General features: G+C 71.3%; 27 protein-coding genes and 1 pseudogene. 14 read left to right on the top strand and 14 right to left on the bottom strand.

The genetic code is table 11. From position 1 onward, the window contains the following. The first annotated feature begins 111 nt into the window (after positions 1-111). Entirely contained in the window at positions 112-1281 is a 1170-nt protein-coding gene (locus ACYVF7_RS08345) for an acyl-CoA dehydrogenase (protein ID WP_460337308.1), read from the top strand. Positions 1282-1347: 66 nt separating this feature from the next. Here the strand turns inward: ACYVF7_RS08345 and ACYVF7_RS08340 are convergent, their stop codons facing one another. From ACYVF7_RS08340 to ACYVF7_RS08330, 3 genes are read right to left on the bottom strand one after another with little or no spacing between them, the layout of a single operon-like run. Further along, positions 1348-1782, bottom strand: coding sequence for a VOC family protein (locus tag ACYVF7_RS08340; RefSeq protein WP_460337305.1), 435 nt, complete (start codon positions 1780-1782; stop codon positions 1348-1350). A 46-nt stretch (positions 1783-1828) separates the two neighbouring features. Continuing rightward, positions 1829-2311, bottom strand: coding sequence for a 5-(carboxyamino)imidazole ribonucleotide mutase (gene purE / locus ACYVF7_RS08335; protein ID WP_460337302.1), 483 nt, complete (start codon positions 2309-2311; stop codon positions 1829-1831). Next, complete coding sequence (locus tag ACYVF7_RS08330; protein ID WP_460337299.1) at positions 2308-3459, bottom strand: 5-(carboxyamino)imidazole ribonucleotide synthase; 1152 nt, start codon at positions 3457-3459, stop codon at positions 2308-2310. Before ACYVF7_RS08330 ends, purE begins: the two co-directional genes overlap by 4 nt. Positions 3460-3620: 161 nt before the next feature. Between ACYVF7_RS08330 and ACYVF7_RS08325 the strand changes: the two genes are divergently transcribed. Then, positions 3621-4151 carry a GtrA family protein gene (locus ACYVF7_RS08325; protein ID WP_460337296.1) on the top strand — a complete coding sequence of 177 codons (531 nt, stop codon included), beginning with the start codon at positions 3621-3623 and terminating at the stop codon, positions 4149-4151. 15 nt (positions 4152-4166) lie between these two features. Here the strand turns inward: ACYVF7_RS08325 and ACYVF7_RS08320 are convergent, their stop codons facing one another. From ACYVF7_RS08320 to ACYVF7_RS08310, 3 genes are all read right to left on the bottom strand, one after another. Next, a complete protein-coding gene (locus ACYVF7_RS08320; RefSeq protein ID WP_460337293.1) occupies positions 4167-5447 on the bottom strand; it encodes a sensor histidine kinase in 1281 nt (426 codons plus the stop codon). 60 nt (positions 5448-5507) lie between these two features. Further along, entirely contained in the window at positions 5508-6179 is a 672-nt protein-coding gene (locus ACYVF7_RS08315; protein WP_141956913.1) for a response regulator transcription factor, read from the bottom strand. A 173-nt stretch (positions 6180-6352) separates the two neighbouring features. After that, a complete protein-coding gene (locus ACYVF7_RS08310; protein ID WP_460337290.1) occupies positions 6353-6850 on the bottom strand; it encodes a MarR family winged helix-turn-helix transcriptional regulator in 498 nt (165 codons plus the stop codon). Between the two features lie 68 nt (positions 6851-6918). On the opposite strand from ACYVF7_RS08310, the gene ACYVF7_RS08305 reads away from it, so the two are divergent. Together ACYVF7_RS08305 and ACYVF7_RS08300 are read left to right on the top strand one after the other, a co-directional pair. Next, entirely contained in the window at positions 6919-8175 is a 1257-nt protein-coding gene (locus ACYVF7_RS08305) for an MFS transporter (protein ID WP_460337287.1), read from the top strand. 108 nt (positions 8176-8283) lie between these two features. Then, entirely contained in the window at positions 8284-8466 is a 183-nt protein-coding gene (locus ACYVF7_RS08300) for a nuclear transport factor 2-like protein (RefSeq protein WP_460337284.1), read from the top strand. A 4-nt stretch (positions 8467-8470) separates the two neighbouring features. On the opposite strand, the gene ACYVF7_RS08295 is transcribed toward ACYVF7_RS08300, so the two are convergent. Then, entirely contained in the window at positions 8471-9304 is an 834-nt protein-coding gene (locus tag ACYVF7_RS08295; RefSeq protein ID WP_460337281.1) for an MBL fold metallo-hydrolase, read from the bottom strand. Between the two features lie 66 nt (positions 9305-9370). Between ACYVF7_RS08295 and ACYVF7_RS08290 the strand changes: the two genes are divergently transcribed. Beyond that, positions 9371-9970, top strand: coding sequence for a TetR/AcrR family transcriptional regulator (locus tag ACYVF7_RS08290; RefSeq protein WP_460337279.1), 600 nt, complete (start codon positions 9371-9373; stop codon positions 9968-9970). A gap of 41 nt (positions 9971-10011) precedes the next feature. Here the strand turns inward: ACYVF7_RS08290 and ACYVF7_RS08285 are convergent. Then, positions 10012-10940, bottom strand: a pseudogene (locus tag ACYVF7_RS08285) (NADP-dependent oxidoreductase). 100 nt (positions 10941-11040) lie between these two features. Between ACYVF7_RS08285 and ACYVF7_RS08280 the strand changes: the two are divergent. From ACYVF7_RS08280 to ACYVF7_RS08270, 3 genes are all read left to right on the top strand, one after another. Next, positions 11041-12039, top strand: coding sequence for a GlxA family transcriptional regulator (locus ACYVF7_RS08280; protein ID WP_460337276.1), 999 nt, complete (start codon positions 11041-11043; stop codon positions 12037-12039). A gap of 47 nt (positions 12040-12086) precedes the next feature. Continuing rightward, complete coding sequence (locus ACYVF7_RS08275) at positions 12087-12746, top strand: hypothetical protein (protein ID WP_460337273.1); 660 nt, start codon at positions 12087-12089, stop codon at positions 12744-12746. 143 nt (positions 12747-12889) lie between these two features. Continuing rightward, positions 12890-13369 (top strand): hypothetical protein, encoded by a 480-nt coding sequence (locus ACYVF7_RS08270; RefSeq protein ID WP_460337271.1) that lies wholly within the window; start codon positions 12890-12892, stop codon positions 13367-13369. A gap of 5 nt (positions 13370-13374) precedes the next feature. Here the strand turns inward: ACYVF7_RS08270 and treZ are convergent, their stop codons facing one another. Genes treZ through glgX form a run of 3 tightly spaced genes read right to left on the bottom strand, consistent with a single transcriptional unit; the run spans position 13375 to position 19455 of the window. Beyond that, positions 13375-15099 (bottom strand): malto-oligosyltrehalose trehalohydrolase, encoded by a 1725-nt coding sequence (treZ, locus tag ACYVF7_RS08265; protein WP_460337268.1) that lies wholly within the window; start codon positions 15097-15099, stop codon positions 13375-13377. Then, positions 15096-17369 carry a malto-oligosyltrehalose synthase gene (treY, locus tag ACYVF7_RS08260; protein WP_460337265.1) on the bottom strand — a complete coding sequence of 758 codons (2274 nt, stop codon included), beginning with the start codon at positions 17367-17369 and terminating at the stop codon, positions 15096-15098. The genes treZ and treY overlap by 4 nt, the downstream gene beginning before the upstream one ends. Continuing rightward, a complete protein-coding gene (glgX, locus tag ACYVF7_RS08255) occupies positions 17362-19455 on the bottom strand; it encodes a glycogen debranching protein GlgX (RefSeq protein ID WP_460337262.1) in 2094 nt (697 codons plus the stop codon). The genes treY and glgX overlap by 8 nt, the downstream gene beginning before the upstream one ends. A 161-nt stretch (positions 19456-19616) precedes the next feature. On the opposite strand from glgX, the gene ACYVF7_RS08250 reads away from it, so the two are divergent. The 3 genes from ACYVF7_RS08250 (at position 19617) to ACYVF7_RS08240 (ending at position 21748) form a co-directional block, all read left to right on the top strand. Next, positions 19617-19814 carry a (2Fe-2S)-binding protein gene (locus tag ACYVF7_RS08250; protein WP_460337259.1) on the top strand — a complete coding sequence of 66 codons (198 nt, stop codon included), beginning with the start codon at positions 19617-19619 and terminating at the stop codon, positions 19812-19814. 167 nt (positions 19815-19981) lie between these two features. Continuing rightward, the gene (gene bfr, locus ACYVF7_RS08245; protein WP_360893166.1) at positions 19982-20461 is read left to right on the top strand and encodes a bacterioferritin; all 480 of its coding nucleotides are present in this window, start codon (positions 19982-19984) and stop codon (positions 20459-20461) included. A 93-nt stretch (positions 20462-20554) separates the two neighbouring features. Beyond that, positions 20555-21748, top strand: coding sequence for a DUF2786 domain-containing protein (locus ACYVF7_RS08240; protein ID WP_460337256.1), 1194 nt, complete (start codon positions 20555-20557; stop codon positions 21746-21748). A 196-nt stretch (positions 21749-21944) separates the two neighbouring features. Here the strand turns inward: ACYVF7_RS08240 and ACYVF7_RS08235 are convergent, their stop codons facing one another. Next, a complete protein-coding gene (locus tag ACYVF7_RS08235) occupies positions 21945-22784 on the bottom strand; it encodes a helix-turn-helix transcriptional regulator (RefSeq protein WP_460337253.1) in 840 nt (279 codons plus the stop codon). Between the two features lie 102 nt (positions 22785-22886). On the opposite strand from ACYVF7_RS08235, the gene ACYVF7_RS08230 reads away from it, so the two are divergent. Then, positions 22887-23594, top strand: coding sequence for an SDR family NAD(P)-dependent oxidoreductase (locus ACYVF7_RS08230; protein WP_460337249.1), 708 nt, complete (start codon positions 22887-22889; stop codon positions 23592-23594). Positions 23595-23674: 80 nt separating this feature from the next. Next, positions 23675-24103 (top strand): hypothetical protein, encoded by a 429-nt coding sequence (locus tag ACYVF7_RS08225; protein ID WP_460337246.1) that lies wholly within the window; start codon positions 23675-23677, stop codon positions 24101-24103. Positions 24104-24173: 70 nt separating this feature from the next. Here ACYVF7_RS08225 and ACYVF7_RS08220 read toward each other — a convergent pair whose 3' ends face one another. Next, a complete protein-coding gene (locus ACYVF7_RS08220) occupies positions 24174-24530 on the bottom strand; it encodes a VOC family protein (RefSeq protein ID WP_460337243.1) in 357 nt (118 codons plus the stop codon). Between the two features lie 118 nt (positions 24531-24648). Between ACYVF7_RS08220 and ACYVF7_RS08215 the strand changes: the two genes are divergently transcribed. Continuing rightward, positions 24649-25419 (top strand): helix-turn-helix domain-containing protein, encoded by a 771-nt coding sequence (locus ACYVF7_RS08215; protein WP_460337240.1) that lies wholly within the window; start codon positions 24649-24651, stop codon positions 25417-25419. Between the two features lie 109 nt (positions 25420-25528). On the opposite strand, the gene ACYVF7_RS08210 is transcribed toward ACYVF7_RS08215, so the two are convergent. Beyond that, entirely contained in the window at positions 25529-25678 is a 150-nt protein-coding gene (locus tag ACYVF7_RS08210) for an SDR family oxidoreductase (RefSeq protein ID WP_460337237.1), read from the bottom strand. Positions 25679-25707 lie beyond the last annotated feature (29 nt).

Genomic DNA, 25707 nt, shown 5'->3' with positions numbered 1-25707 from the left:
CCCGCCTCCTTTCCAAAGGTTGTTGTGCCCGAACCCCGTCTTCCTCCCCACGGGCCGCTCGGCATGCTACCGGCCCTACTGGCGAGTAGGTTTACCGCGTACGATCGGCGTATGACCGGAGACTTTCCTCTGTACGAACTCTCTGAAGAGCATCAGATGCTGCGGGAGACGGTGCGCTCGCTGGCCGATGACAAGATCGCCCCACGGGCCGCGGAGACCGACGAGACCGGGGAGTTCCCCCAGGCCGTCTACGACGCGCTCGTACAGGCCGACCTGCACGCCGTGCACGTCCCCGAGGCGTACGAAGGAGTCGGCGCCGACGCGCTCGCCACCGTGATCGTCATCGAAGAGGTCGCCCGAGCCTGCGCCGCTTCCTCGTTGATCCCGGCCGTCAACAAGCTCGGCACCGTTCCGATCCTCCTCTCGGGTTCCGAGGACTTGAAAAAACGGTACCTGAGCCCTGTCGCCCGCGGCGAGGCCATGTTCTCGTACGCCCTGTCGGAGCCGGAGGCGGGCAGCGACGCGGCGGCGATGAAGACCAAGGCCGTACGTGACGGCGATCACTGGGTGCTGAACGGCACCAAACGGTGGATCACCAACGCGGGCGTCTCGGACTACTACACCGTGATGGCCGTCACCGACGCCACCCAGGGCGCCCGCGGCATCTCGGCGTTCGTGGTCGACAAGAGCGACCCGGGTGTGAGCTTCGGCGCGCCCGAGAAGAAGCTCGGCATCAAGGGCTCCCCCACGCGCGAGGTCATCCTCGAGGACGTACGGATCCCGGCGGACCGGATCATCGGCGAGGAGGGCACGGGTTTCAAGACCGCCCTCGCCACCCTCGACCACACCCGCGTCACCATCGCGGCCCAGGCCCTCGGCATCGCCCAGGGCGCGCTGGACTACGCGATCGGCTACGTCAAGGAGCGCAAGCAGTTCGGCAAGCCCATCGGCGACTTCCAGGGTGTGCAGTTCATGCTCGCGGACATGGCTATGAAGCTGGAGGCGGCCCGCCAGCTCACCTACGCCGCCGCCGCCAAGTCCGAGCGGGCGATGGAGGGCGCGAAGGTCGCCGACCTGACCTTCATCTCCTCCGCGGCCAAGTGCTACGCCTCCGACGCCGCGATGGAGATCACCACCGACGCGGTGCAACTGCTCGGCGGCTACGGCTACGTCAAGGACTACCCGGTCGAGCGCATGATGCGCGACGCCAAGATCACCCAGATCTACGAGGGCACCAACCAGATCCAGCGCGTGGTGATGGCCCGCCAGCTCCTCAAATAGGCCCATGAACTGCGAAGACTCCCCCCGCCGGTGACCACGCAGGGGGAGTCGTACGTTCGCGGCCACTCAGTCGAGATCGAACTCGTTGCCCTCGATGTCCTGCATCACGAGACACGACTCGTTGAAGCCATCGGCACGCAGTAGTCGCACGCGTACCGCGCCGAGCGCGACCAGTCGTGCGCATTCGGCCTCGAGTGCGGCCACGCGCTCTTCGCCCACGAGCCCGGTGCCGACCCGCACGTCGAGATGCACCCGGTTCTTGACGACCTTGCCTTCGGGAACGCGCTGGAAGAACAGTCGCGGGCCCACGCCTGAGGGATCCATGCATGCGAACGCCGACCCCTGACGCTCAGGCGGCAGCGAGCGATCGAAATCGTCCCACGTGGCAAACCCCTCCGGTGGAGGCGGTACGACGTATCCCAACACCTCGCACCAGAAACGAGCGACGCGCTCAGGGTCTGCGCAGTCGAAGGTGATCTGGACCTGCTTGACCGATGCCATCGGCCCACCATAGACGGCAGGCCGAAGGGATGCCCGGCACGGCCGGTCAGCCGCGGCGCAGGCGCTCGCCCTTCTTCTTGGCCTGGGCGTACAGGTCGCGCTGGAACTCTTCCATGCGCTCGCGCAGCTCCGGGTCGCTCGCCGCGAGGATGCGGACGGCCAGCAGGCCGGCGTTGCGGGCGTTCCCGATCGCGACGGTCGCGACGGGGACTCCGGCGGGCATCTGGGCGATCGAGAGCAGGGAGTCCATGCCGTCGAGGTACTTCAGCGGGACCGGCACGCCGATCACCGGCAGAGGGGTGACGGCGGCGAGCATGCCCGGCAGGTGGGCGGCGCCGCCCGCACCTGCGATGATCACACGCAGGCCCCGCGAGGCGGCCTCCGAGCCGTAAGCGATCATGTCGTTCGGCATGCGGTGGGCGGAGACCACGTCCGCCTCGTACGCGACGTCGAACTCCTCCAGGGCCTCGGCGGCGGCCTTCATCACCGGCCAGTCCGAGTCGCTGCCCATGACGACGCCGACGGTCATATGGTCCCTCTCAGGTAGTCGGCGGCGTGGCGGGCCCGTTCGCGGGTCTCCTCCAGGTCGTCGCCGAGTGCGGTGACGTGGCCGATCTTGCGGCCGGGCCGGACCTCCTTGCCGTAGAAGTGCACCTTCACGGCGGGGTCGTGGGCCATGACGTGGATGTAACGCTTGTACACGTCCGGGTCCTCGCCGCCCAGGACGTTGGCCATGACGGTGTACGGCGCGGTCGGCGTCGTGTCGCCGAGCGGCAGGTCGAGCACGGCGCGCATGTGCTGCTCGAACTGGGACGTGCGCGAACCCTCGATCGTCCAGTGGCCGGAGTTGTGCGGGCGCATGGCGAGCTCGTTGACCAGGACGCCACGCTCGGTCTCGAACAGCTCGACGGCCAGGAGGCCGGTCACGCCGAGGGCGTCGGCGATGCCGAGCGCGAGCCGCTGGGCCTCCTCGGCCAGCTCGGGGTCCAGGCCGGGGGCGGGGGCGATCACCTCGTGGCAGATGCCGTCACGCTGCACCGTCTCCACCACCGGGTACGCCGCGCCCTGCCCGTACGGGGAGCGGGCGACGAGGGCGGCCAGCTCCCGGCGGAACGGCACGTGCCGCTCGGCCAGCAGGTCGATGCCCTCGGCGGCTGCGCGCTCGACGACGGTACGGGCCTCGTCGAGGGACGCGCAGACCCACACGCCCTTGCCGTCGTAGCCGCCGCGGGTCGCCTTGAGCACGACCGGCCAGCCGGTGTCCCGCCCGAACGCCTCCAGGGACGCGTCGTCGTCGAGCACGACGAACTCCGGGCACGGCACACCGAGCTCGATGAGCCTCTCACGCATCACGCGTTTGTCCTGGGCGTGCAGCAGCGCCGCGGACCCGGGGCGGCAGGCGACGCCGGCCTCTTCCAGGGCTCGGATGTGCTCGCCGGGCACGTGTTCGTGGTCCCACGTGACGACGTCGGCGCCCTTGGCGAAGGCGCGCAGGTCGTCGAGGGAGCTGTGGTCGCCGATGCGCACGTCGGCGATGACCTTGGCCGCGGAGGCGTGGGCGCTGTCGCTGAGCACGCGAAGCGGCGTGCCGAGCGCGATCGCCGCCTGCTGTGTCATCCGTGCGAGCTGCCCGCCGCCGACCATGCCGACGACCGGGATGTCTTGCCTGTCCGTCACGCCCGAAGCCTATCCGCCGTGGCGTGTCGCGGTACTCGCCGGCAGCCGTCGGAACCATACGCCCGGATAGGGCGTCTAACCTGGTAAGCGAGGGGTATCAAGATCCGGGTGTGCCAGGGTGCGCGATCAGCCGCCGAGCCCGAACGAAAGGTCAGACGTTCGTGCGTTTCGCCATTGGCCTCTACCAAAGATTCGCCCATCTGATCCACGAACTCGCGGCGTTCGGGATGATCGGCGTGCTGAATTTCATCATCACCATCGGCATCTCGAACACGCTGCATCTGGGCCTGGGCGTCGGCCCGCTGACGTCGTTCGGCGTCGGCACCATCGTGGCGACCACCTTCTCCTACTTCGCCAACCGGTTCTGGACCTTCCGCCACCGCGATAGGACCGGCCTGGGCCGCGAGTACGTTCTGTTCTTCGTCTTCAACGGCGTCGGCCTGGTGATCACCTGGGTGTTCATCGGCTTCACCTACTACGTTCTCGATATTCGTAACGGCGTGGCGTTCAACGTTTCGCAGATCATCGGCACCGGCGTGGCGACCCTGTTCCGCTACTGGGCGTACAAGAAGTGGGTCTTCCTGCCGCCGACGGCGCCGCCGGTCGACCCGCACACCGGCCTGCCCGAGGCCCAGGTGCCCGCGCCGGCCGACCGGCACGAAGAGCCGGCGATCCCCAAACCGGTCCACTGACCCGGCCCAAGATCTCTAAGCCGGTCCGCTGACGACGCGCTCCCGCGCCTTCAGGACCTCGTCGGCCTTCCGCAAGAAGACCGCGAACGTCGCCGGGCGCGCGCGTACGAGCTCGAGCCGTCCGCCGTCCGCCGTGGCCAGCGAACGCGCGAGGTAGAGCCCGAGCCCGGTGCCCTGCCACCGGCCGCTGACGTTGCGGTCGAACACCCGGCGCTCCAGCTCCGGCGGAACCCCCTTGCCCTCGTCCCCGACCTCCACGACGATCGACGAGACGGTCTCCTTGGTGTGGATCGTGACCGTCCCGCCGCCGTGCATGAGCGAGTTGTCCAGCAGCGTCGCGACGATCTGCGCGAGACCGCCGGGACTCGCCACGGCGGTGAGACCCCGGACGCCGGACACCGTCAGCCGGCGTCCCTCCCGCCGGAAGACCGGCTCCCACTCCTCCACCTGCTGGTCGAGGATCTCGTCGACGGCGACCGGGACCGCGTCACCGGTGGGATCGTGCTTCGCCCGGGCGAGAAGCTGCTCGACCACCGCGGCGAGGCGCTCGACCTGCGCGGCGGCGGCCGCGCCCTCCTCCCGGACGATGTCCGGGTACTCCGCCGCCTCGACCATCTCCTCCAGTCGCATGGACAGCGCCGTCAGCGGCGTACGCAGCTGGTGGCTGGCGTCGGAGGCGAACTCACGGCTCGCGGCCAGCAGGTCGGCGATCCGTACGGCGCTACGGTCCAGGACCTCCGCGACCCGGTCGACCTCGGGCACGCCGTACCGGCGGCGGCGTGGCCGCGCGTTGCCGGAACCGAGGCGTTCGGCGGTCTCGGCCAGGTCGATCAGCGGCAGGGTGAGCTTCCGCGCCTGGACCATCGCCAGGCCGACCGCCACGCCCACGCCGAGCACGACGAGACTGCCGATCAGCAGGAACGTGCGCAGGGCCTCGGCCTCGATGTCGGCGGCGTCCCGGGAGACCTGGACCCGTACGCCGCGGTCGTTGGCGGTCTTCCGGATGACGTGCGCGCCCTTGGGCGGCGCGACGCCGGCCGTGATCACTTGATCGTTGGACAGTGTGACGACGATGTACCGGCTGGGGAACTCTCTGGCGATCTGATCGCCGACGATGGACTGCTTGCCTTCCTGTTTGAGGTTCACGCCGGCCACCACGGTCGCCGCCTCCCGCTCGACCTGTTGTTCGGCCTCGTCGTAGAGGAGCCGATGGGTCGCATAGCCCAGTGGGATGCCGAGCAGGAGCACGGCGACGACCGCGACGGCCAGCGTGGACAGCAGGAGCCGTCGCCTCATGGGGGTGCCTCTCTTTCGCCCGAGACGTGACCAGGGGGTGGTCACGCCGGGTTCACACGATCAGTCACCGCGCTCGAAGCGGAATCCCACTCCCCGCACGGTCGTGATGTAACGCGGACTGCCCGCGTCGTCTCCCAGCTTGCGACGAAGCCAGGAGATGTGCATGTCGAGGGTCTTGGTCGAGCCCCACCAGTTGGTGTCCCACACCTCCCGCATGATCTGCTCTCGGGTCACGACCTTGCCCGCGTCGCGTACCAGCACGCGGAGCAGGTCGAACTCCTTGGTGGTGAGTTGCAGCTCCTGGTCGCCCATCCAGGCGCGCCGGGATTCGGCGTCGATCCGGACACCCTGCACGATCGGTGTCTCGGTGCTGCCGCGGCGCAGCAGCGCGCGGACGCGTGCCAGCAACTCGGCGAGTCGGAAGGGCTTGGTGACGTAGTCGTCGGCGCCGGCGTCGAGGCCCACGACCGTGTCCACTTCGTCGGCGCGGGCGGTGAGGATGAGGATCGGCACGCCGTGGCCCTCGGCGCGAACGCGCCGGGCCACTTCGAGCCCGTCGAGCTCGGGCAGCCCGAGGTCCAGGACGATGAGGTCCACCCCGCCCCCGAGCGCCCGCTCGAGAGCCTGCGGACCGTCGGGACTGACTTCGACGTTGTATCCCTCCCGCCGCAGCGCTCTGGCGAGAGGCTCGGATATGGACGTGTCGTCCTCGGCGAGCAGAACTGAGGTCATGAACCGATCGTAGAGCTATTCAAGAACGTTTCCTCGGTAGTAGCGGGGCCTTGACCTGCGATCTTCCAGTCGTAGGCCTGGCTCAGACATACCGATAACCGCGCTAATGCAAAGTAAATACCCTCGCCTCGCTCCGCGCCGTCCGCACGCGCCCTCGGTTCCGGTCCGCCGGGTCACGTCCGGGCGTCGACGTGGCGCATGAGGGGACGGAGCAGGTCGGCCAGCCGGTCCTGTTCGTCGGCGCCGAGAGTGGCGAGCAGTTCCTTCTCGTCACGGTCCAGGCCGGCCATCGCGCTCCGCCACGCCTCGTGGCCCTGTTCTGTCAGTTCGACGAGGAGGCGCCGCCGGTCGGCCGGGTCGTGGACGCGGACGACGAAGCCGCGTCCCTCGAGGCGGTCCAGCCGGCTCGTCATGGTGGTGGGCGGCACGCCGGAGGCGTCGGCCAGCGCGGTCGGAGCCGCCCGGTACGGCGCGCCGCCGCGGCGGAGAGTGTGCAGGATCTCCCACTCCCCCATCTGCAGACCGCGTTCCCTGAGCACCCGCTCCTTGTTCCGGCGCAGGTAGCGGACGATGAACTGCATCCGGGTCACGATCCCCTCGAGGCGGGGATCCAGGTCGGGCAGTTCGGGAAGCCACTGCTCGACGTGCCGGTCGACCGAGTCCCTCTCCATGCCCCCAGTATCCCGCCAGTCGGATTATTTGTTTTCGGATAGTACGATCTCGCAGTAATCTTCCCGGCATGTTCACCCCTCTCGCGGACCGCCGGTTCCGGCTGCTGTGGACCGGGCAGACCCTGTCCGGTCTCGGCGACGCCATCACTCCGGTGGCGCTCGCCCTCGCCGTCATCCAGGCCACCGGATCGGCCACCGACCTCGGGGCGGTGCTCGCGGCGGCCGCCGTCCCCCGGCTACTCCTCATGCTGGCCGGCGGGGTCTGGGCCGACCGCCTGCCACGGCACCTCGTGATGCTCACCGCGGACGTCGTCAACCTGTTCGTCCAGCTCACGATCGGGCTCGAGCTGCTGGCCGGCGTCGTCCACCTCGGCCACCTGATCGCGCTCTCGGCGCTGTCCGGTGCGGCGTCGGCGTTCTTCATGCCCGCCGCCGACGGGCTGATCCCCGCCACCGTCGAGGAGGACCACCTGCAGCAGGCGAACGCGCTCACCCAGCTCTCCCGGCAGGCGGGCCGGGTGCTCGGGCCGACGATCGCCACCACCATGGTGATCACGGCCGGTGCGGGCTGGGCCTTCCTGCTCGACGCGGCGACGTTCGCGGTCAGCGTCGGAACGCTCGCGCTGCTCCGCGTGCGTCGCCATGAGGGCACGCCCCGGGAGGGCTTCTGGACGGAACTGGCCGGCGGCTGGACCGAGATGCGACGCCACCGCTGGTACTGGACCAACCTCATCGTTCACGCCGTCTGGAACCTCGCGAGCTCCTGCTACCTGACGCTCGGGCCGCTCGTCGCCGTACGGTGGCTCGGCGGCCAGGTCGCCTGGGGCGTCATCACCCAGGGTGGTGCGCTCGGCGCCGTGATCGGAGCCGTGATCGCGCTCCGGGTACGGCCGCGCCGCCCGCTCACCGCGTGCAACCTGCTGCTCGCCGTCTTCGGCCTTCCGCTGGCTCTCCTCGCCGCCCGCGCGCCCGCACCGCTCGTCGCCGTGGCCGCCGGACTGGCGTTCGGCGGCCTGACGTTCATGAACTCCCTCTGGCTGACCGCCGTTCAGCAGTACATCCCGGCGCGCGCCCTGTCGCGGGTGATGGCCTACGACTGGCTCACCTCGCTCGGCCTGACCCCGGTCGGCCTGGCCGTGGCCGGACCGCTCGGCGCCGCGGTCGGCACGTCGGCCGCCCTGGCCGGAACGGCCGCGCTGGTCGTGACCGCGTGCGTGCTCGTGCTCGCCGTCCCCGACGTGCGCCGCCTCACGCTCGGGCTACCCGCGCCGGTCGTCGAGGAGCCGTCGCCGGCCGCCTCGGCGGCCGAACAACCGGTACTATGATTTCGGATAGTACGAGATCGTAGTAACTTCAAACGTCGGAACCAGCCGTGGTCGGTTCCCGAGCGGCGGGTCGTCGACGTCGTCGTCCACGAGACCGCGGATCCCGAGGTGATCGTCGCCGAGTTCGCCTACGAGTTCCCGATGCCGGACGGTTCGGCGACCAAGGTGCCCTGCGTCTTCGTCATGCGCGTCCGGAACGGCGAGATCGTCGAATCACGCGACTACATCGATCCGATCCGCGCCCACCAGGCACGCGACGACATCGACGCCCTGGTGGCCGTACTGCGCTGAACGATCAGCCCGCCGGGGCGAGACGCGCGAACGCCCAGGGGTCGTGGGCCGAGAAGACGTCGACCTCGTCGCCGTGGTCGCGCAGGAGCTCGCGGAGCCGGGCCTGGTTGGCGACGCGGAGCGGCCGCTCGACCTCCGTGATCTCCTCCAGCGCCTCCCACAGGGGCATGGACCAGCGGTCGTCCGGCTCGATCTGGCCGTGGTGGTAGAAGGCGTCGCCGGCGTGCAGGAGCCATCGGTCGCCGTCCCGTACGGCCACGGCGCAGTGTCCCTCGGTGTGGCCAGCGAGCGGGATCAGCAGGATCTCCGGGGGCAGGCCGTCGAGTTCGACGGCGTCGAACCCGAACCATGACTCTCCCTTCCGCGACTCGTAGGTCCTCCAGTGCGGGCGGTGCGCCCAGTGCGCGGGCCGGTAGCGCAGGGTGTGCTCGGGGTGCGCGCTGGTCGCGGCCATGGCGGCCCGGTACTCCGCGTCGTGCACGTGGACGGTGGCCTGTGGGAAGTCCGGCAGCCCGCCGGTGTGGTCGAGGTCGAGGTGGGTCAGCACGATGTGGCGCACGTCGTCTGGCGAGTGGCCGAGCCGCCGGATCCGCCGTACGGCGGTCTCCTCCGGGTCGAGCAGCGCCTGGGTCCGGTCCAGGAAGGTCCGGCCGAGGGTCTCCTCCGGGCGGTCGACGTCGGGCGTGCCGAATCCGGTCTCGACCAGGACGAGTCCCGCGGCGTCGGTCTCGACGAGCAGGCAGTGGTTCAGGGCCCGCGCGGGTTCCAGGCGGTGGTCCGCCGCGTCGGCGGGGTCGATCTCGCGCATCGATCCGCAGTTGAGGTGATGGATCTTCATGACGCCCCTTTAGCTACCGAACGATCGTATGTTTTTAGCGAACGATCGGTAGGTTAAGCTGAGGTCGTGAGCCCGCGCAAGTCCGCCGTCGAGACGGCCGCCACCCGGACCCGGATCATCGAGAGCGCCCTGACGCTGGCCTCCGCCGAGGGGCTGGAAGGCGTCACCATCGGCCGGCTCGCCACCGAACTCGGAATGAGCAAGGCCGGAGTGATCGGCCATTTCGGCACCAAGGAGGCGCTCCAGCTCGCGACGCTCGACGCCGCGATCGAGAAGTTCCGCGACCGGGTCCCGACGCGCGTGGCGGGGGCCGATCCCGGGATCGACCGGCTGGCCCGCGCCTTCGGGGAGTGGATCGCCTACATGGCGGACGACGGGCACGGCGGCTGTTTCATCACGTCGGTCGCCACCGAGTTCGACGGGCGTCCCGGCCCCGTACGGGACGCCGTGCTCGCCGCCCTGTCCCTCTGGTCCGACTACGTGGCCGCCGAGCTGCGGACGGCGGTCGACGCCGGTGACCTGCCCGCGGACACCGACGTCGATCAGCTGGTCTTCGAGCTGGGCGGCATCGCGCTCGCCGCGGGCCAGGCCGTCCAGCTGCACCGCGACCCGGCGGCCCCCGCACGCGCCCGCCACGCCGTCGCCCGCCTGCTAGGGCGTGTCTGACAGATCCGCTGTCAGACACGCCCCAGTCCGATGAGCCGGGCTCAGACCGTCAGGACGATCTTGCCGGTGGTGCGGCCGGTCTCGCCGCGCTCGTGCGCCTTGGCGACCTCCTCCAGCGCGAACACCGAGTCGATCTCCGCGCGCAGCCGGCCCGCCTCGGCGAGGGCGGCGATCTCCTTCATCGCGGCGTAGTCGGGCTCGACGAGCGTCCAGCCCGCCTTGATGTCGCGTTTCGCCGCCGCGGACAGGACGTCGTCGCCGACGGGCGAGAGCAGCGAGACGAGGGCGCCGCCGTCGCGGAGGGTGCGCAGGGAGCGGGGGCCGTAGTCGCCGCCGATGGCGTCGAGGACGACGTCGGCGTCGCGGACCACCTCGGCGAAGTCGACCTCGGTGTAGTCGATGACCTCGTCGGCGCCCAGACCGCGCACGAAGTCGTGCTTGGCCTTTCTGGCGGTGCCGATCACGTACGCGCCTCTGAGCTTGGCGATCTGCACCGCGAGGTGCCCGACTCCGCCTGCGGCGGCGTGCACCAGCACCCGCTGCCCGGAACGCAGCTCCGCGGTGTCGAGGAGGCCCTGCCAGGCGGTCAGCGCGGCCAGCGGCAGCGCCGCGGCCTGGAGGTGGTCGACGCCGGCTTGCGGGCGAAGTGCCGTGGCGGCGCCGTGACGTACTCGGCGTACGCGCCCGCGGGGTGCGGGAAGCGCGGCATGCCGAACACCTCGTCGCCCGGCTGGTACAGCGTCACGCCGGGGCCGACCGCCTCGACCACGCCGGACACGTCGAAGCCGAGCCTGGACAGCGCCGGCCCGTACCACGAGTGGCCCCGCTGCCGGGTCTTCCAGTCGGTCGGGTTGACCCCGGCGGCGTGCACTCGCACGAGGATCTCGACCGGTCCGGGTTCAGGCCGTTCGATCTCGGCGAGCCGCAGCACCTCCGGGCCGCCGGCCTCGTCCTGGACGATCGCGCGCATCGTTGTCATGGTTCCTCCTCGATTCCGTTCGGCCCAAGACTGCGGCAGCGCGTCCCCGCCGGGGAGTGGCAGGATGGTCATCCTGTGAAAGGATCTGGCCATGACGTCTCCGCACCGCGTCGTCGTCCTGGCCCTCGACGGCGTCGTCCCGTTCGAGCTGGGCATCCCCGGGCGCATCTTCGGGGCCGCCGTCGGGCCGGCCGACGAGCCGCTGTACGAGGTGGTCACGGCCACGGTGGACGGCCGGCCCGTGCGCACGGCCGCCGACTTCTCGATCGCCGTCGAGCACGACGCGACCGCCCTGGCCATGGCGGACACGGTGGTCTTCCCGCCGTTCGGCTCGTGTCAGCCGACCGAGCGGCTCTCCGAGGACCTGGCGTCGGCGCTGGCGCTGATCCGGCCGGGCACCCGCCTGATGTCGATCTGCACGGGCTCGTTCGTGCTCGCGGCGGCCGGTCTCCTCGACGACCGGCCCGCGACCACCCACTGGAACGAGGCGAGCCGGCTCCAGCGGCTCTTCCCCGGCGTGCGGGTCGACCCGGAGGTGCTGTTCGTGGACGACGGCGACGTGCTGACCTCCGCGGGGGCGGCCGCGGGGATCGACCTGTGCCTGCACGTCGTGCGCCGCGACCATGGCAGTGAGGTCGCCAACCAGGTGGCCCGCCTCGTAATCGTCCCGCCGTGGCGGGACGGAGGCCAGGCGCAGTACATCGAGCGCCCGGTCCCCGAGCCGCACGACGAGGGCACCGCCCCGGCCCGCGCGTGGGCGCTGGAGCACCTCGACCGGCCGATCGCGCTGCACGAGCTGGCCGCGCAAGCCGGGATGAGCGTGCGCACGCTGACCCGCCGGTTCCACGAGGAGGTCGGCATGAGCCCCGGCCGCTGGATCGCCCGCCAGCGCGTCGAGCTGGCGCGGCACCTGCTGGAGGCCACCGACCTGCCGGTCGACCAGGTCGCCCACCGGGCCGGCTTCGGCACCGCCGTCTCGCTGCGCCAGCACCTGCACGCGGCGATCGGCGTGTCACCGATGGCCTACCGCCGCACCTTCCACCCGCAGGACGAGGGCACACCCGTCCCGGCGCACAGTAGAGCCTCCTAGGACGCCTTTCCCGGCGAAATCCCCCCAGGCGTGCCATTCTTCCGGTCATGTCCCCTCACCCTCCGCTTCCCCGCCGTCACGGGCGCGGACCGGCCATCGTCCTGGTATCCGTGGCGACCGCAGCGGCGTGCGGCATCGCCGCCGCCTGGTATCTCGGGCTGTTCACGCCCGACGGCCGGTTCTCCCGGGTCGACGCGTGCCGCCTCCTGCCGCCGGAGGCCTCGCTGGCGGCGCTGGTGCGGAACGGCGCCCGGGAGCCGGGGGACTCACGTCCGAGAACGCTCCTGGGGTTCGGCAGCGGCGACGTCTCCTCGGAGTGCAAGTGGAGCAGCGTGCCGGCCGGCCGCGACAACCCCTTCCGCACGGTGCGGATCGGCGCCGAGACCAAGGTCGCCGAGCGCCATACGTCGGGCGGTACGCGGGCCGAACGGGCCCTGGCCGTGTGGGCCGACGCCGCCCGGAACGGCGGGAGACCGGCCACGCCGGTCCACGTGGGCGACGGCGGGTACGCCCGCGTCGACACGATGACGTTCCAGGTCCTGTTCTCCCGCATCGTCGTGTACGACGTGCACGTGAAGTTCCGGATCTCCAACGCCCTGGTCGACGTGTCGGCGCGCACCCACACCCGCCCGGACGACCGCGCCACCGCCCTCGTACGGGGCCTGGCGGAGGACACCGCCCGTCGGCTCCTGCGCACGGGACATTGACCCTCGTCCGGGCCGTTCTAGGCGAACAGCACGTCTACATCCGGTCTTCTCGGTCAAACAGCACGTAGCGGCGACGGTCGCTCGACTACGGTGGCGGGCGTCCTGATCAGGATCAGCCCTGCCGCATCCAGTGAGCGGAAAAGATGACAGAGCAATATCCAGGCGCCGTGCCGCCCTCGCCGAATCACCCTCAGACTCCGCCCGCCGCCCCATACCAGGGCGCTCCACAGCACGGTGGCGGCTTCCAGCCGCCGTATCCGAATGCGCCCGATCAGGGTCCCTACCAGCAGAACCCCCAGTACCCGAACCCGCAGTACCCGAACGCGTCCTATCCGAGCGCGCCGCAGCCGTACCAGGCTCCGCCCCAGAACGGGCCGTACCAGCAGAACCCGCCTTTCCAAGGCGCGCCTTATCAGGGGGTCGATGACCGGGAGCGCCGCAGGGCCACCCGGACCATCGGCATCGGCGCGGTGTTCTTCGTGATCGGGTTGCTCATCACCGTGCTCACGTACTCGAACGCCTCTGGGAGCGGCGGGGTCTATATCGTCGCCTGGGGACCGATGCTCTTCGGGGGCATCCGGGTGATCATCGGCTTGGTCCTGCTCGCCAAGAGCAATCGGTAAGGAGATCACAGCAGGCCCCGACCGGGCGTTCGCAGGACGGCGATGGACTCGCCCGGGAGGCGGCCCTCGCCCGCCTCGGTGAAGGAGGCGAGGAGCACGTCGCCGTCCGGCAACGGCAGCGGGTCCGCGCCCAGATTGGCCGCGATCCGGAGCGAACCACGGTGGACGATGAGCCACGACGCACCGTACTCCACCGCGACCTCGGTCAGGCGGGGATCGGTGAGCTCCGGCCGGGCGCGGCGCAGCGCGATCAGCGCGCGGTACCAGTCGAGCAGTTCCCGGTGGCGTGGCTCGTCCGGCTCGGACCAGTCGAGGACGGAGCCGCGGTAGGTCTCCGGGTCCTGGGGGTCGGGGACGTCGCCCGCCGCCCAGCCGTGGTCGGCGAACTCCCGCCGCCGCCCCTCGCTGACGGCCCGCGCGAGCTCGGGCTCCTGATGGTCGCTGAAGAACCGCCACGGGGTGCGGGCGCCCCACTCCTCGCCCATGAACAGCATCGGCGTGAACGGCGCGGTGAGCAGCAGGCCCGCCCCGACCTTGAGCAGGCCCGGGGACAGGCTCGCCGAGATCCGGTCGCCGGTGGCGCGGTTGCCGATCTGGTCGTGGTTCTGCAGGAAGCCGAGGAAGCGGTGGCCGGGCACGCGGAGCGTGTCGACGGGCCGCCCGTGCGTGCGGCCCCGGAACGACGACCACGTCCCGTCGTGGAAGAAGACCTTGGTCAGCGTCTTGGGCAGCGCCTTCGGGGTGCCGAAGTCGGCGTAGTAGCCCTGCCGCTCGCCGGTGAGCAGCGTGTGCAGGGCGTGGTGGAAGTCGTCGCTCCACTGCGCGTCGAGGCCGTACCCGCCCGCCTCGCGCGAGGTGACCAGGCGCGGGTCGTTCAGGTCGGACTCGGCGACGAGGAACATCTCCCGGCCCGTCTCGGCGGCGAGCCGGGACACCGCCCCGGCCAGTTCCTCCAGGATGTGGACGGCGCGCTGGTCCCGGATGGCGTGCACGGCGTCGAGCCGCAGCCCGTCGACGTGGAAGTCGCGCAGCCACATCAGCGCGTTGCCGACGATGAACGCGCGGACCTCGTCCGAGCCGGCCTGGTCGACGTTGACGGCCGGGCCCCAGGGCGTCGCGTAGGCGTCGGTGAAGTACGGGCCGAACCTCCCGAGATGGTTCCCGCTCGGGCCGAGGTGGTTGTAGACGACGTCGAGGACGACGGCCAGGCCACGGCGGTGGCAGGCGTCCACGAGGCGTTTCAGCCCGTCCGGGCCGCCGTACGGGTCGTGCACCGCCCACAGGTGGACGCCGTCGTAGCCCCAGCCGTGCCGTCCGGGGAAGGCGGCCACGGGCAGCAGCTCGACGGCGTCGACGCCGAGGTCGACGAGGTGGTCGAGACGCTCGATGGCCGCGTCGAACGTGCCCTCGGGGGTGAAGGTGCCGACGTGCAGTTCGTACAGCACGCTGCCCGGCAGCGGTCGCCCTCGCCATCCCTCGTCGGACCAGGTGAAGCGCTCGTGGTCGTACGTGCGGCTGAGTCCGAGCACGCCGTTCGGCTGCCAGGGCGAGCGCGGGTCCGGGAACGGTCCATCGCCGTCCAGCACGAAGCCGTAGTCCTGTCCCTCGGGGCCCGCGTCGATGCGTGCCGTCCACCAGCCGGGCCGCCCGGCGGGCGTCATGGCGTGCCGGGTCCCGCCGGTCTCCACCTCGACGTTCTCGGCGGCCGGGGCCCACACCTCGTACGTCACGGAGCCTCGATGAGCACGGCGACCGGAAGCAGGAGGAGCAGCCCGCTCAGCTCCAGGCCGGAGGGGTACGACTGGTCGGTGAGGACGTCGTGCCAGGGGCCTCCGGGCAGGTCGAGGTGGGTTCCGCCCCAGCCCCCGCGCCGTTCGAGGGCCGCGGGGAGGCGTGTCGCGACCATGACGGCGCCGCCGCGCCGGAACGCCACGGCGTGGGCGGCCGCGGGGCCGGTCACCGCCACCGGCTCGTGGCCGCCGTCGAACCAGTCCGGGTGCCTCTCGCGCAGCCGCAGCATCCGCGTGGTGATGAGGAGCTTCTCGCCGTCCAGGTCGGCGGGGGTGGTGCCGGCGTCCAGGTCGGCGAGTAGTTCGCGGCGGCGGGCGTAGTCGACCGGCCGCCGGTTGTCGGGGTCGACGAGGGACAGGCCGGTGAGCTCGCACCCCTGGTACACGTCGGGCACACCCGGCATGGCGAGCTGCACGAGCTTCTGGCCGAGCGAGCCCACCCGCGCGTACGGCGCGATCCGGTCGGCGAACCGGGTGACGTCCGCGGCGAGCACCGGGTCGGCCAGGACCGCGTCCGCGTGGGCCAGGACCGCCTCCTCGTACGCCGGATCGGGGTCCGTCCACGACGTACGGGTCCGGGCCTCGCGCATCGCCTTCGTGAGGTACTCCCGGAGCCGGTCGGCGGGCAGCGGCCAGGCCCCGACGATCGTCTGCCACATCAGGTAGTCCAGGTCGGGCTCCAGGGGGCTCTCCGGCGCCCGTGACCACCAGCGGCCCACGGCGGCGACCCACTCGTCCGGCAGCTCCGACAGGACGGCCAGCCGCGCCCGTACGTCCTCCTGCCGCTTGGTGTCGTGCGTCGACAGCGTCGTGAGCGTGCGGGGCCGGTCGGCGGCGATCCGCGCGCAGTAGGCGTGGAACTCCTCCGGCGAGACGGCGAACCGCGTCGGGTCGCCGCCCACCTCGTTCAGCGCGGCCAGCCGGGACCAGCGGTAGAAGGCGGTGTCCTCGACGCCCTTGGCGGTCATCGGCGCGGACGTCTGCTGGAACCGTACGACGAACTCGTCCCGGACCGCGTCACGGCCGCCGAGCCCCAGGACGAGGGGGATGACCTTGTCGAGGAGGTCACCGTCCGGGAGCACGGCGCGGGCCTCGGCCGCGGCCTGGGCGACGATCTCCAGGGCCTGCGCCGGGGGCTCCTGGCCGGGCACGATGTACGCGCGGTACACCGGCATCGCGACGAGCAGCTCGACCAGGACCTCCCGCAGCGCGCCGGGGTCCTCGTCCGGCAGGATCCGGGTCAGCAGCGCGGTCAGGCGGCGCACCTCCGGCACCAGGATCCGGTCGGCGGCGAACCGCCGGGCCGTGCGCTCGACCTCCGTGAAGTCGGCGGGGCCGCCGGTCAGCGCGGTGTACGCCTCGGTGAGCGGTTTCTCCCCGGCCGGGTCGACGAACAGCCCGCCGACCATGCCGAGCGCGTCGTACCCGGTGGTGCCCGCGCACGGCCAGTCGGCGGGAAGCGTCTCCTCGCCGACGAGGATCTTCTCGGCGACCACCCAGCCGCGGGGCCGGTCGAGCCGCCGCAGGTAGCCGCGCGGGTCCGCGAGCCCGTCGGGGTGGTCGATCCGCAGGCCGTCGATCAGTCCCTCGTCGACCAGCCGCAGGATCACGGCGTGGGTCGCGTCGAAGACCTCCGGGTCCTCCACCCGCAGCCCGATCAGGGTGGAGATGTCGAAGAAGCGGCGGTAGTTCAGGTCCGGCTCGCGCCAGTGGGTCGCGCGGTAGCGGCCCTCGCGCGGGAAAACGTGGTCGTGATAGCGCAGCACGTCGCCGTCCGGCCGGGGCTCGTCGTCCGGCGAGCCGAGCACCGGCACCACGATGACACCCTCGGACCAGTCGACGTCGAACCACCGGGCGTACGGGGAGTCCGGCCCCTGCCGCAGGACGTCGAAGAACGCCCGGTTGAGGCTCTCCGGCGCGGGGATCGCCATGTGATTCGGCACGATGTCCACGATGATCGACAGGCCGTGCGCGCGCATCCGGGCCGCCATCGCCCGGAAGCCCTCCTCACCGCCGAGGTCGTCGGAGATCCGCGCGTGGTCGATGACGTCGTAGCCGTGGGCGGAGCCGGGGACGGCCTGCAGGATCGGCGACAGGTACACGTGCGAGACGCCGAGCGCCGCCAGGTAGCCGGCGAGCTCCCCGGCCTCGGCGAAGCCGAACTCGCGGCGCAGCTGCAGCCGGTACGTCGCGGTCGGGCGCCTAGACACGACGCAGCACCTGGATCGAACGGCCCTCGACCAGCACCTTCTCGCCCGTGCTGACCACCGGCCGGTCATGGTCGTCCCACACCTCGATCGGGGCCGCCGTGTCCAGCACGCCGGTCCACATCCCCCCGCCGGTGTCGGGGAGCACGAAGTTCAGGTCGAGGTCGGCGGCGTTGAACAGCAGCAGGAATGAGTCGTCGCGGATCGGCTCGCCACGCCGGTCCGGCTCGGCGATGCGGTCGCCGTCGAGGAAGACCGTGATCGCCTTGGCGTACGGGGTCTGCCAGTCGGCGTCGGTCATCGGCCTGCCGTTGGTGGTGTACCAGAGGATGTCGCCGTCGCCGGTCGGGAAGCGGCGGCGCCGGAACACCGCGTGCTCGCGGCGGAGCTCGGTCACCCGCCGTACGAACGCCCGCAGGATGTCCTGTTCCGGCGAGTCGGACCAGGTCATCCAGGAGATCTCGTTGTCCTGGCAGTAGGCGTTGTTGTTGCCGCGCTGGGTGCGGCAGGCCTCGTCGCCGTGGGAGAGCATCGGCACGCCCTGGGACAGCAGCAGGGCGGTCAGCATGTTCCGCTTCTGGCGCTCGCGCAGGCCGATGATGTCCGGGTCGTCGGTCTCGCCCTCGACGCCGTGGTTCCACGAGCGGTTGTCGTCGGCGCCGTCGCGGTTGTTCTCGCCGTTCGCCTCGTTGTGCTTGCCGTCGTACGAGACGAGATCGTGCAGCGTGAACCCGTCGTGGCAGGTCACGAAGTTGACCGAGGCGATCGGATGCCGCCCGTCGTCCGCGTACAGGTCGCTGGAGCCGGTGAACCGGCCGCCGAACTCCGGGAGCCGGCCGTCCGCCCCGCGCCAGTAGTCGCGCATGGTGTCGCGGTACTTCCCGTTCCACTCGGTCCAGAGGGCCGGGAAGTTGCCGACCTGGTAGCCGCCCTGGCCGACGTCCCACGGCTCGGCGATCAGCTTCGTCTGCGACACGATCGGATCCTGCTGGACCAGGTCGAAGAACGCCGACAGCCGGTCCACGTCGTGGAACTCCCGCGCCAGCGCCGACGCCAGGTCGAACCGGAACCCGTCCACGTGCATCTCGGTCACCCAGTACCGCAGCGAATCCATGATCAGCTGCAGGGCGTGCGGCTGATGGACGTTGACGCTGTTGCCCGTGCCGGTCGTGTCCATGTAGTACTCCGGCGCGCCGTCGACGAGCCGGTAGTAGTGGGCGTTGTCGATGCCCCGGAAGCCGAGGGTGGGGCCCAGGTGGTTGCCCTCGGCGGTGTGGTTGTAGACCACGTCGAGGATCACCTCGATCCCCGCCTCGTGCAGGGTCCGCACCATCAGCTTGAACTCCTGCACCTGTTCGCCGAGCTGCCCTGTGGAGGAATACCCGTTGTGCGGGGCGAAGAAGCCGATCGTGTTGTAACCCCAGTAGTTCCGCAGGCCTCGCTTCAGCAGGACCTCGTCGTGGACGAACTGGTGCACCGGCATCAGCTCGACCGCCGTGACGCCCAGCTCCCGGAGGTAGTCGATCACCGCCGGGTGGGCCAGGCCCAGGTACGTGCCGCGCTGTGCCTCGGGGATCTCCGGATGCAGCTTCGTCAGGCCTTTGACGTGCGCCTCGTAGATGATCGTCTCGTGGTACGGCGTGCGGGGGTGCCGGTCGGTCATCCAGTCGAAGTACGGATTGATCACCACGGACTTCGGCATGTGCGGGGCGCTGTCGTCGTCGTTGCTGGAGAACGGGTCGCCGAACCGGTAGGAGAAGACCGACTCGTCCCAGCCGACCTCGCCCTCGATCGCCTTGGCGTACGGGTCGAGGAGCAGCTTGGCGGGGTTGCAGCGCAGTCCCTGGCGGGGGTCGTACGGGCCGTGCACCCGGTAGCCGTACCGCTGCCCGGGGACGACGGAGGGGAGGTAGCCGTGCCAGACGAAGGCGGACGTCTCAGGGAGGTCGAGGCGGGTCTCACGCCCTTCGTCGTCGAACAGACAGAGCTCGACTCGTGTGGCCGTTTCGGAGAACAGTGCGAAGTTCGTGCCTGCGCCGTCGTAGTGAGCCCCAAGCGGGTAGGGATCACCCGGCCATACGCGTATCACATGGGTTGAGCTTCCCTGCCGTGATCGTCTCACACGCGGAATTACATACCGGTTTGCACTGGAAACCGACGGTGTGTCGCCGCCCACATTGCCAGCTCCGCGCACACTGCGTTAACTTAGGAGAGCCTTACCTAATGGATCAAGCGAGAGGCTCTCCCTGCATGTACGCATGTGTCTGCCACGCCGTCACGGACGATGACGTGCGCGGCCATGTGAGGGCCGGAGCCTGCTCGGCCAAGGAGGTCCGCACCGCCTGCGACATGCGCCCCGGCTGCGGATCCTGTGTGGGCCGCATCCGCGACCTGATCGAAGAGCACTTCGCCGAACGCGTCGACGCGGTCACCGCCGCAGCCGCCTGATCACGCACCGCAATTCGCGACGGCTTGGTGGTTGACCGTCAGGCTAGTCGCGGGCTGTCGCGCGGCGGCTCGACGGCGAACCGGCCGGCTCCCGTGCCGCATCCATGGTGCCTCGACCGCGGGTCGGTCGGCTCCTCGAGCCCATCGCCGTGCCACGATGGGTTGGCATGGACGGTGACAGGGACATCATCGGTCTGCTCAACGAGCAGCTCACGGCCGAGCTCACGGCGATCAACCAGTACTTCCTGCACGCCAAGATGCAGGACAACTGGGGATTCACGCGGCTCGCCCGCCACACCCGTGCCGAGTCGTTCGACGAGATGCGGCACGCCGAACGCCTGACCGACCGCATCCTCTTCCTCGAAGGCCTGCCGAACTACCAGCGCCTGGGATCGCTGCGCATCGGCCAATCCGTGCCGGAACAGCTCCGGTCCGACCTCGCCATCGAGATGGAGGCCGTCGAACGCCTACGCCCCGGCATCGAGCTGATGCGCTCGCGCGGCGACGTCACCTCCGCCCGGATCTTCGAGGACATCCTGGCGGACGAAGAGGAGCACATCGACTACCTCGAGACGGAGCTCGAACTCCTCGAGAAGCTCGGCGAGCCCCTCTACCTGCAACGCTACGCCGAGCCCCCGGAAGATTGAGCCGATCCCGCCGACCGGCCCGGGCGCGAGCGAACCGAGGATGAGCCGCCCGGTGACCGACACACCGACCGGCCCAGGCCCGGCGAGTCGGGGATGAGCCGTCTGGTGACCGACGCGCTGACCAGCGGCGTCACGGCCGGCTGGCGGCTCGGCTGGCAGCCGGCCGACCTGGTGCGCCACGCGGTCCGTACGCACGGCAAACGGGCCGGCCGGATGATGACCGACGCGATCGCCGCCGCCATGCGCGCCTACCCGGCGGCGACCGTCGACGACCGGTGGCGCGGCCAGCTGGCCGCGCTCGGCGCCGAGGTGTGGTGGGCGCGGGACGAGGCGTACCTGGCCGCGTGGGCGGGCCGCCACGGTGCCGACGAGGCCACGGCGACCCGCTGCGCCCTCCAGCTGATCACATTGCTGCGCGGCCTCCCCCGCCTGGAGTTCCTCGGCCCGCTGCCGGGCGAGGCCCGGCATTCCACGGGCGGCGACCAGGCCGGAGACCGGGCCACCGGCCGGGCCGAGGACCAGACGACCAGCCGCGCAGGAGACCGGGCCACCAGCCGGGCAGGAGACCCGGCGACCGACCGGGCCGACCGACGAATGCTGGACCGGATCCGCGCCCTCCTCGCCAAGGCGGAGTCGACGGAGTTCCCCGAGGAGGCGGAGGCGCTGACGGCGCGGGCCCAGCAGCTGATGGCCCGGCACCGCATCGACCAGGCGCTCCTGGCCACGAAGGCCAGTGAGTTCCGCGCGGACGGCCAGGCGGCCGGGCCCGTCGGCCGCCGCCTGCCGATCGACGCGCCGTACGAATCCCCCAAAGCGGCCCTCTTGGGCACCGTCGCCGAGGCCAACCGGTGCCGTGCCGTCTGGACCCGGGCCCTCGGCTTCTCGACCGTGCTCGGGTTCCCCGCCGACCTGGACGCCGTCGAGCTGCTGTTCACCTCACTCCTCGTGCAGGCGGACTCCGCGCTCGTGCACGAGGGGCGCTCCGGCGGGCGCTCCCGTACCCGCGCCTTCCGCCGGTCCTTCCTGGCCTCCTACGCCGCCCGTATCGGCGAACGCCTCGCCGAGGCCACCGGCGCGGCCGAGCGCCGGGCCGCGGCCGAGATGCCCGGCACCGACCTGCTGCCGGTCCTCGCGGCCCGGGACCAGGCCGTCGACGAGGCGATGCACGCGATGTTCCCCAAGCTCACCGGCCGCCGGATCACCGCCGGAACCGACCGGGAGGGCTGGCTGTCCGGCCAGGCCGCCGCCGACCGCGCCGACCTCGGCACCCGCCGACTGATCCGCTGACCCGCCGCCCCGGCCCCCATTCCGGAGAGCCGCCGCCCCGGCCACCGGCGAAGAGATCTGCCGACCCGGCATCGGCCACCGGCGAAGACCCTGCCGACCGCGACGAGCTGCCGACTCTGGCCCTCGTACGACCGGCCGGGGACCTGCCGACCCCGGCCCCGGAGACCGGTCCGATGGCGCGCCGCCGGGTGGGCGGCTACTCGACGAGTGCCTGGGTGCCGAGGACGGTGAGCAGGGCGAGGCGTTCGGCGTCTTCGGTGCCGGGCTCGGCCGTGTAGATCATGATGCGCAGGTCGCTGCCCGCCACGGTGAGCACGTCGCAGTCCAGCGTCAGGGGGCCCACCCGCGGGTGATCGACGGTCTTGCGCGCGGACTCGTGGTGGCCGACGGCGCCGGACTCCCAGAGCTCGGCGAACCGGTCGCTGTTCGCGCGCAGGTCGGCGACGAGCCGCCGTAGGCGCTGGTCGGCCGGGTAGCGGCCGGCGGCCGCGCGCAGGTCGGCGGCCAGCGCGGCCTCGAACTCACGGCGGCCCTCCGGCGTGTGCTGGACCCGGCCGGCTGGGCCGAGGAAGTTCCGCCACACGCCGTTGCGCTGGTGGCCCCGCCAGCCGGACGGATCGCCCATCAGCGCCGCGTACGGCGGGTTGGCCAGGAGCAGCGTCCAGGACGCGTCGTACACCGCGACGGGCGTCCCGGCCAGCCGGTCCAGCATCCGCTGGACGCTCGGCGGGATGTACGCGGGCACCGCTTCGGGGCCCGGCGGGGCCAGCCCGGCGAGCCGGAACAGGTGTGCGCGTTCGGTCCCCGACAGCCGGAGTGCCCTGGCCAGGGCCTCGACCACCTGCCCCGACGGGTTGGCGGCGCGGCCCTGTTCGAGACGTGTGACGTAGTCGACGGAGATCCCCGCCAGCAGGGCCAGCTCCTCACGGCGCAGCCCGGGCGCACGCCGGTGCCCGCCCGCCGGCATCCCGGCGGCCTCGGGCGGGACACGGTCGCGCCAGCGGCGCACCGCCTGCCCGAACTCCGTCGCCGTCATGGCCACCAGTCTGCACCGCCGCCGACGAACCTTCCTGGTACCGATGGTCCCAGGAAGGCAGGGGCGCTGGCTGACCGCATCGCCAGGCCGCAGTCTGGAGTCATGACGACGACACTCATCACAGGAGCGAACAAGGGCCTCGGCTACGAGACCGCCCGCCGGCTCATCGCGGCGGGCCACACCGTCTACATCGGCAGCCGGGACGCCGAACGCGGACGCCGGGCCGCCGAGCGGCTGGGCGCGCGGCTGGTCCAGCTGGACGTCACCGACGACGCGTCCGTCGCCGCCGCTGCGAAGGCCATCGAGGCCGACGGCGGGCTGGACGTACTGGTCAACAACGCCGGCATCGAAGCGCGCGGCGAAGGGAACACGGTGGCCGGCGCGGCGGACGTGACCGCCGACGCCACGCGGCAGGTGTTCGAGACCAACGTCTTCGGGGTGGTCCGCGTCACCCACGCGTTCCTGCCGCTGCTGCGGCGGTCCGCCTCACCGGTGGTGGTCAACGTCAGCAGCGGCCTGGCCTCGCTGGCCCTGGTCACCGATCCGGACACACCCGCGTACGCCTACCCGGGGGTCGCCTACCCCGCGTCGAAGGCCGCGGTCAACATGATCACCGTGCAGTACGCCAAGGCGTTCCCGAACCTGCGGATCAACGCGGTGGAGCCCGGCTACACCAAGACGGACCTGAATGGGAACACGGGCACGCAGACCGTCGAGGAGGGCGCCGAGATCATCGTCCGGATGGCGCAGGTGGGCCCCGACGGCCCGACCGGAGGCTACTTCGCCGCCGACGGCCCCCTCCCCTGGTAGGACCGGGATTCGGCCGTACGCCTCAGGACGGCGCGGCGTTTTCCCGCACAAGTGATCACAATGTGCAACGATCGGGAACCATGGGACTCGATGTTTACGCCGTCCGCCCGGGAGACCCGGCGGTGACGGGGCACGACACGCTGGAGACGCCCGTCACGTGGGAGTGGGATGGCCCTACCGACCTCGACCCGTTCGAGGACATCCCCCGCGACTACCCCGAGGGCCTGTTCTGGCCCTCCGACGGCGACTTCACCGGATTCCGCGGCCAGGTGTACCGGGAGTGGGTCAGCGGCACCCTCGGCATGAACCTGTACGAGCTGCACGACCCCGCGCAGGTCCGCGACCTCGACGGGCGCCTGGCCCGGTGGCTGACCGACGCCCTCGCCGCCGGCACGGACAAGGTCCAGCTCGACGGCACCACGGTCGTCCCCCTGAGCGGCATCGAGGCCCTCGCCGCGTTCGTACGCGCCGCCGCCGACCAGGGCCTCTGGCTCTTCCCCGACTCCTGACGATCGTCACCGCACGGCGCACGCCTCGCGAAGGTCGCGACTCACGCGGGGTGCGCCGTCGGTGTTCCGTTCAGGCCGCCGCGATGCAGAACAGGTGGCCTTCGGGGTCGGCGAGGACCGTCCACTGGTCCTCGCCGGGCTGGAAGTCGGGCTTGGTCGCGCCCGATGCCAGCAGTTCCTTGGTCGCGACGTCCACGTCGGCGACCGCGAAGTCGAGGTGGGCGTGCTTGGCGGCGTCCGGCCATCCCGGCCCCTGGTAGCCGTCGACCCGCTGGAAGGCGAGCTGCACGGGTCCCTCGCCCAGGTAGGCGGTGTCGTCGTCGCTATGCGTGATCGGCCAGCCGGTGAGGTGCCGGTAGAACTCGGCGAGCGCCTTGGGGGCGGCGCAGTCGATGATGATCGCGGTGAGCGTCGCGTTGACGGCCATATCGATGACTCCTTCGATGTCGTCGGCTTGCCCGCCCAGCATCCGCTCCGGAGCACCGCGGGGTCTTGAAGATCCTTGCGGGGCGTTTCCGTCACACCCGCCGCGTACGGTCGACGGCGTGTTGTCGCCCGTGACCCTCGCCGCCCGGCCCGACTTCACCGTGAGCGCGGTGGGCTGCCGGGCCGATCACACGCGATGGTCGGAGCCGGAGGCACGCGGCGACCACCGCATGGTGCTCGTCCGCCGGGGACGGTTCCGGCGGTGGGCCGACGGCGCCGAGGCCGACCTGGACCCGACCGTCGGCTACCTGGGAACGCCGGGTGAGGAGGAACGCTTCGCCCACCCCGCCGGCGGCGATGTCTGTACCTCGGTGAGCTTCACGCCGGCGCTGTGGGAAGGCCGGACGAACGGGACGGTGTACGTCGACGCCCGCGTCGATCTGGCTCACCGCCGGCTCCTCGCCGCCGCGGGAGGCGGCGACATCGACTATGCGCTGGCGGAGGGGCTGCTGCGTCTCGTCGCGGCCGCCGTCCGGCGGCCGGCCGAGCGGCCGCGACCCGCCGACCGCGCACTCGCCGCGGCTGCCCGGGAGGCGATCATCGAGGGAGCACCGGAGGCGGCGGGGCTATTCCCGCTGGCCGACCTTCTGAAGGTCTCGCCGTACCGGCTGAGCCGGGTGTTCTCCCAGCAGATGGGCGTGTCGCTGACCCGCTACCGCAACCGGGTCCGCGTCGGCCGGGCCATGGACCGCCTCGCGCAGGACGAGACCGGCCTCGCCGAGCTGGCCGCCGAGCTCGGTTTCGCCGACCAGGCGCACCTGACCCGCACCGTCCGCGAACACCTGGGACGCACACCGACCGCGCTGCGCCGGCTTCTCGGGGCGAGATGACCGCGGTCTTGGGCACAGGGCATCGCCGCGCCGTGCGTTTCCGGCCGGCACGGCGATGTCGCCGCCATGAGAGACCTTGAAAGCCTCATTGACAGTTGGCGGTCATGCCTTACGGCACCGGAGTGATGCCGCCGTCGACGCGCAGATCGATGCCGTTGATGTAACCGGCCAGCGGACTGGCCAAAAAGGCCACCGCGGCTGCGACGTCATCGGCGGTACCAAGCCGTCCGCTGGGGTTCGGCGCGTACTCGGCCAGCACCTGCGGCTCCAACTCGGCCCAAGGTGCCG

This window comes from Actinoallomurus acanthiterrae, from assembly GCF_054775715.1.
Note: the sequence above shows the minus strand (reverse complement) of the source record. Positions and strands in the feature narration are given on the sequence as shown.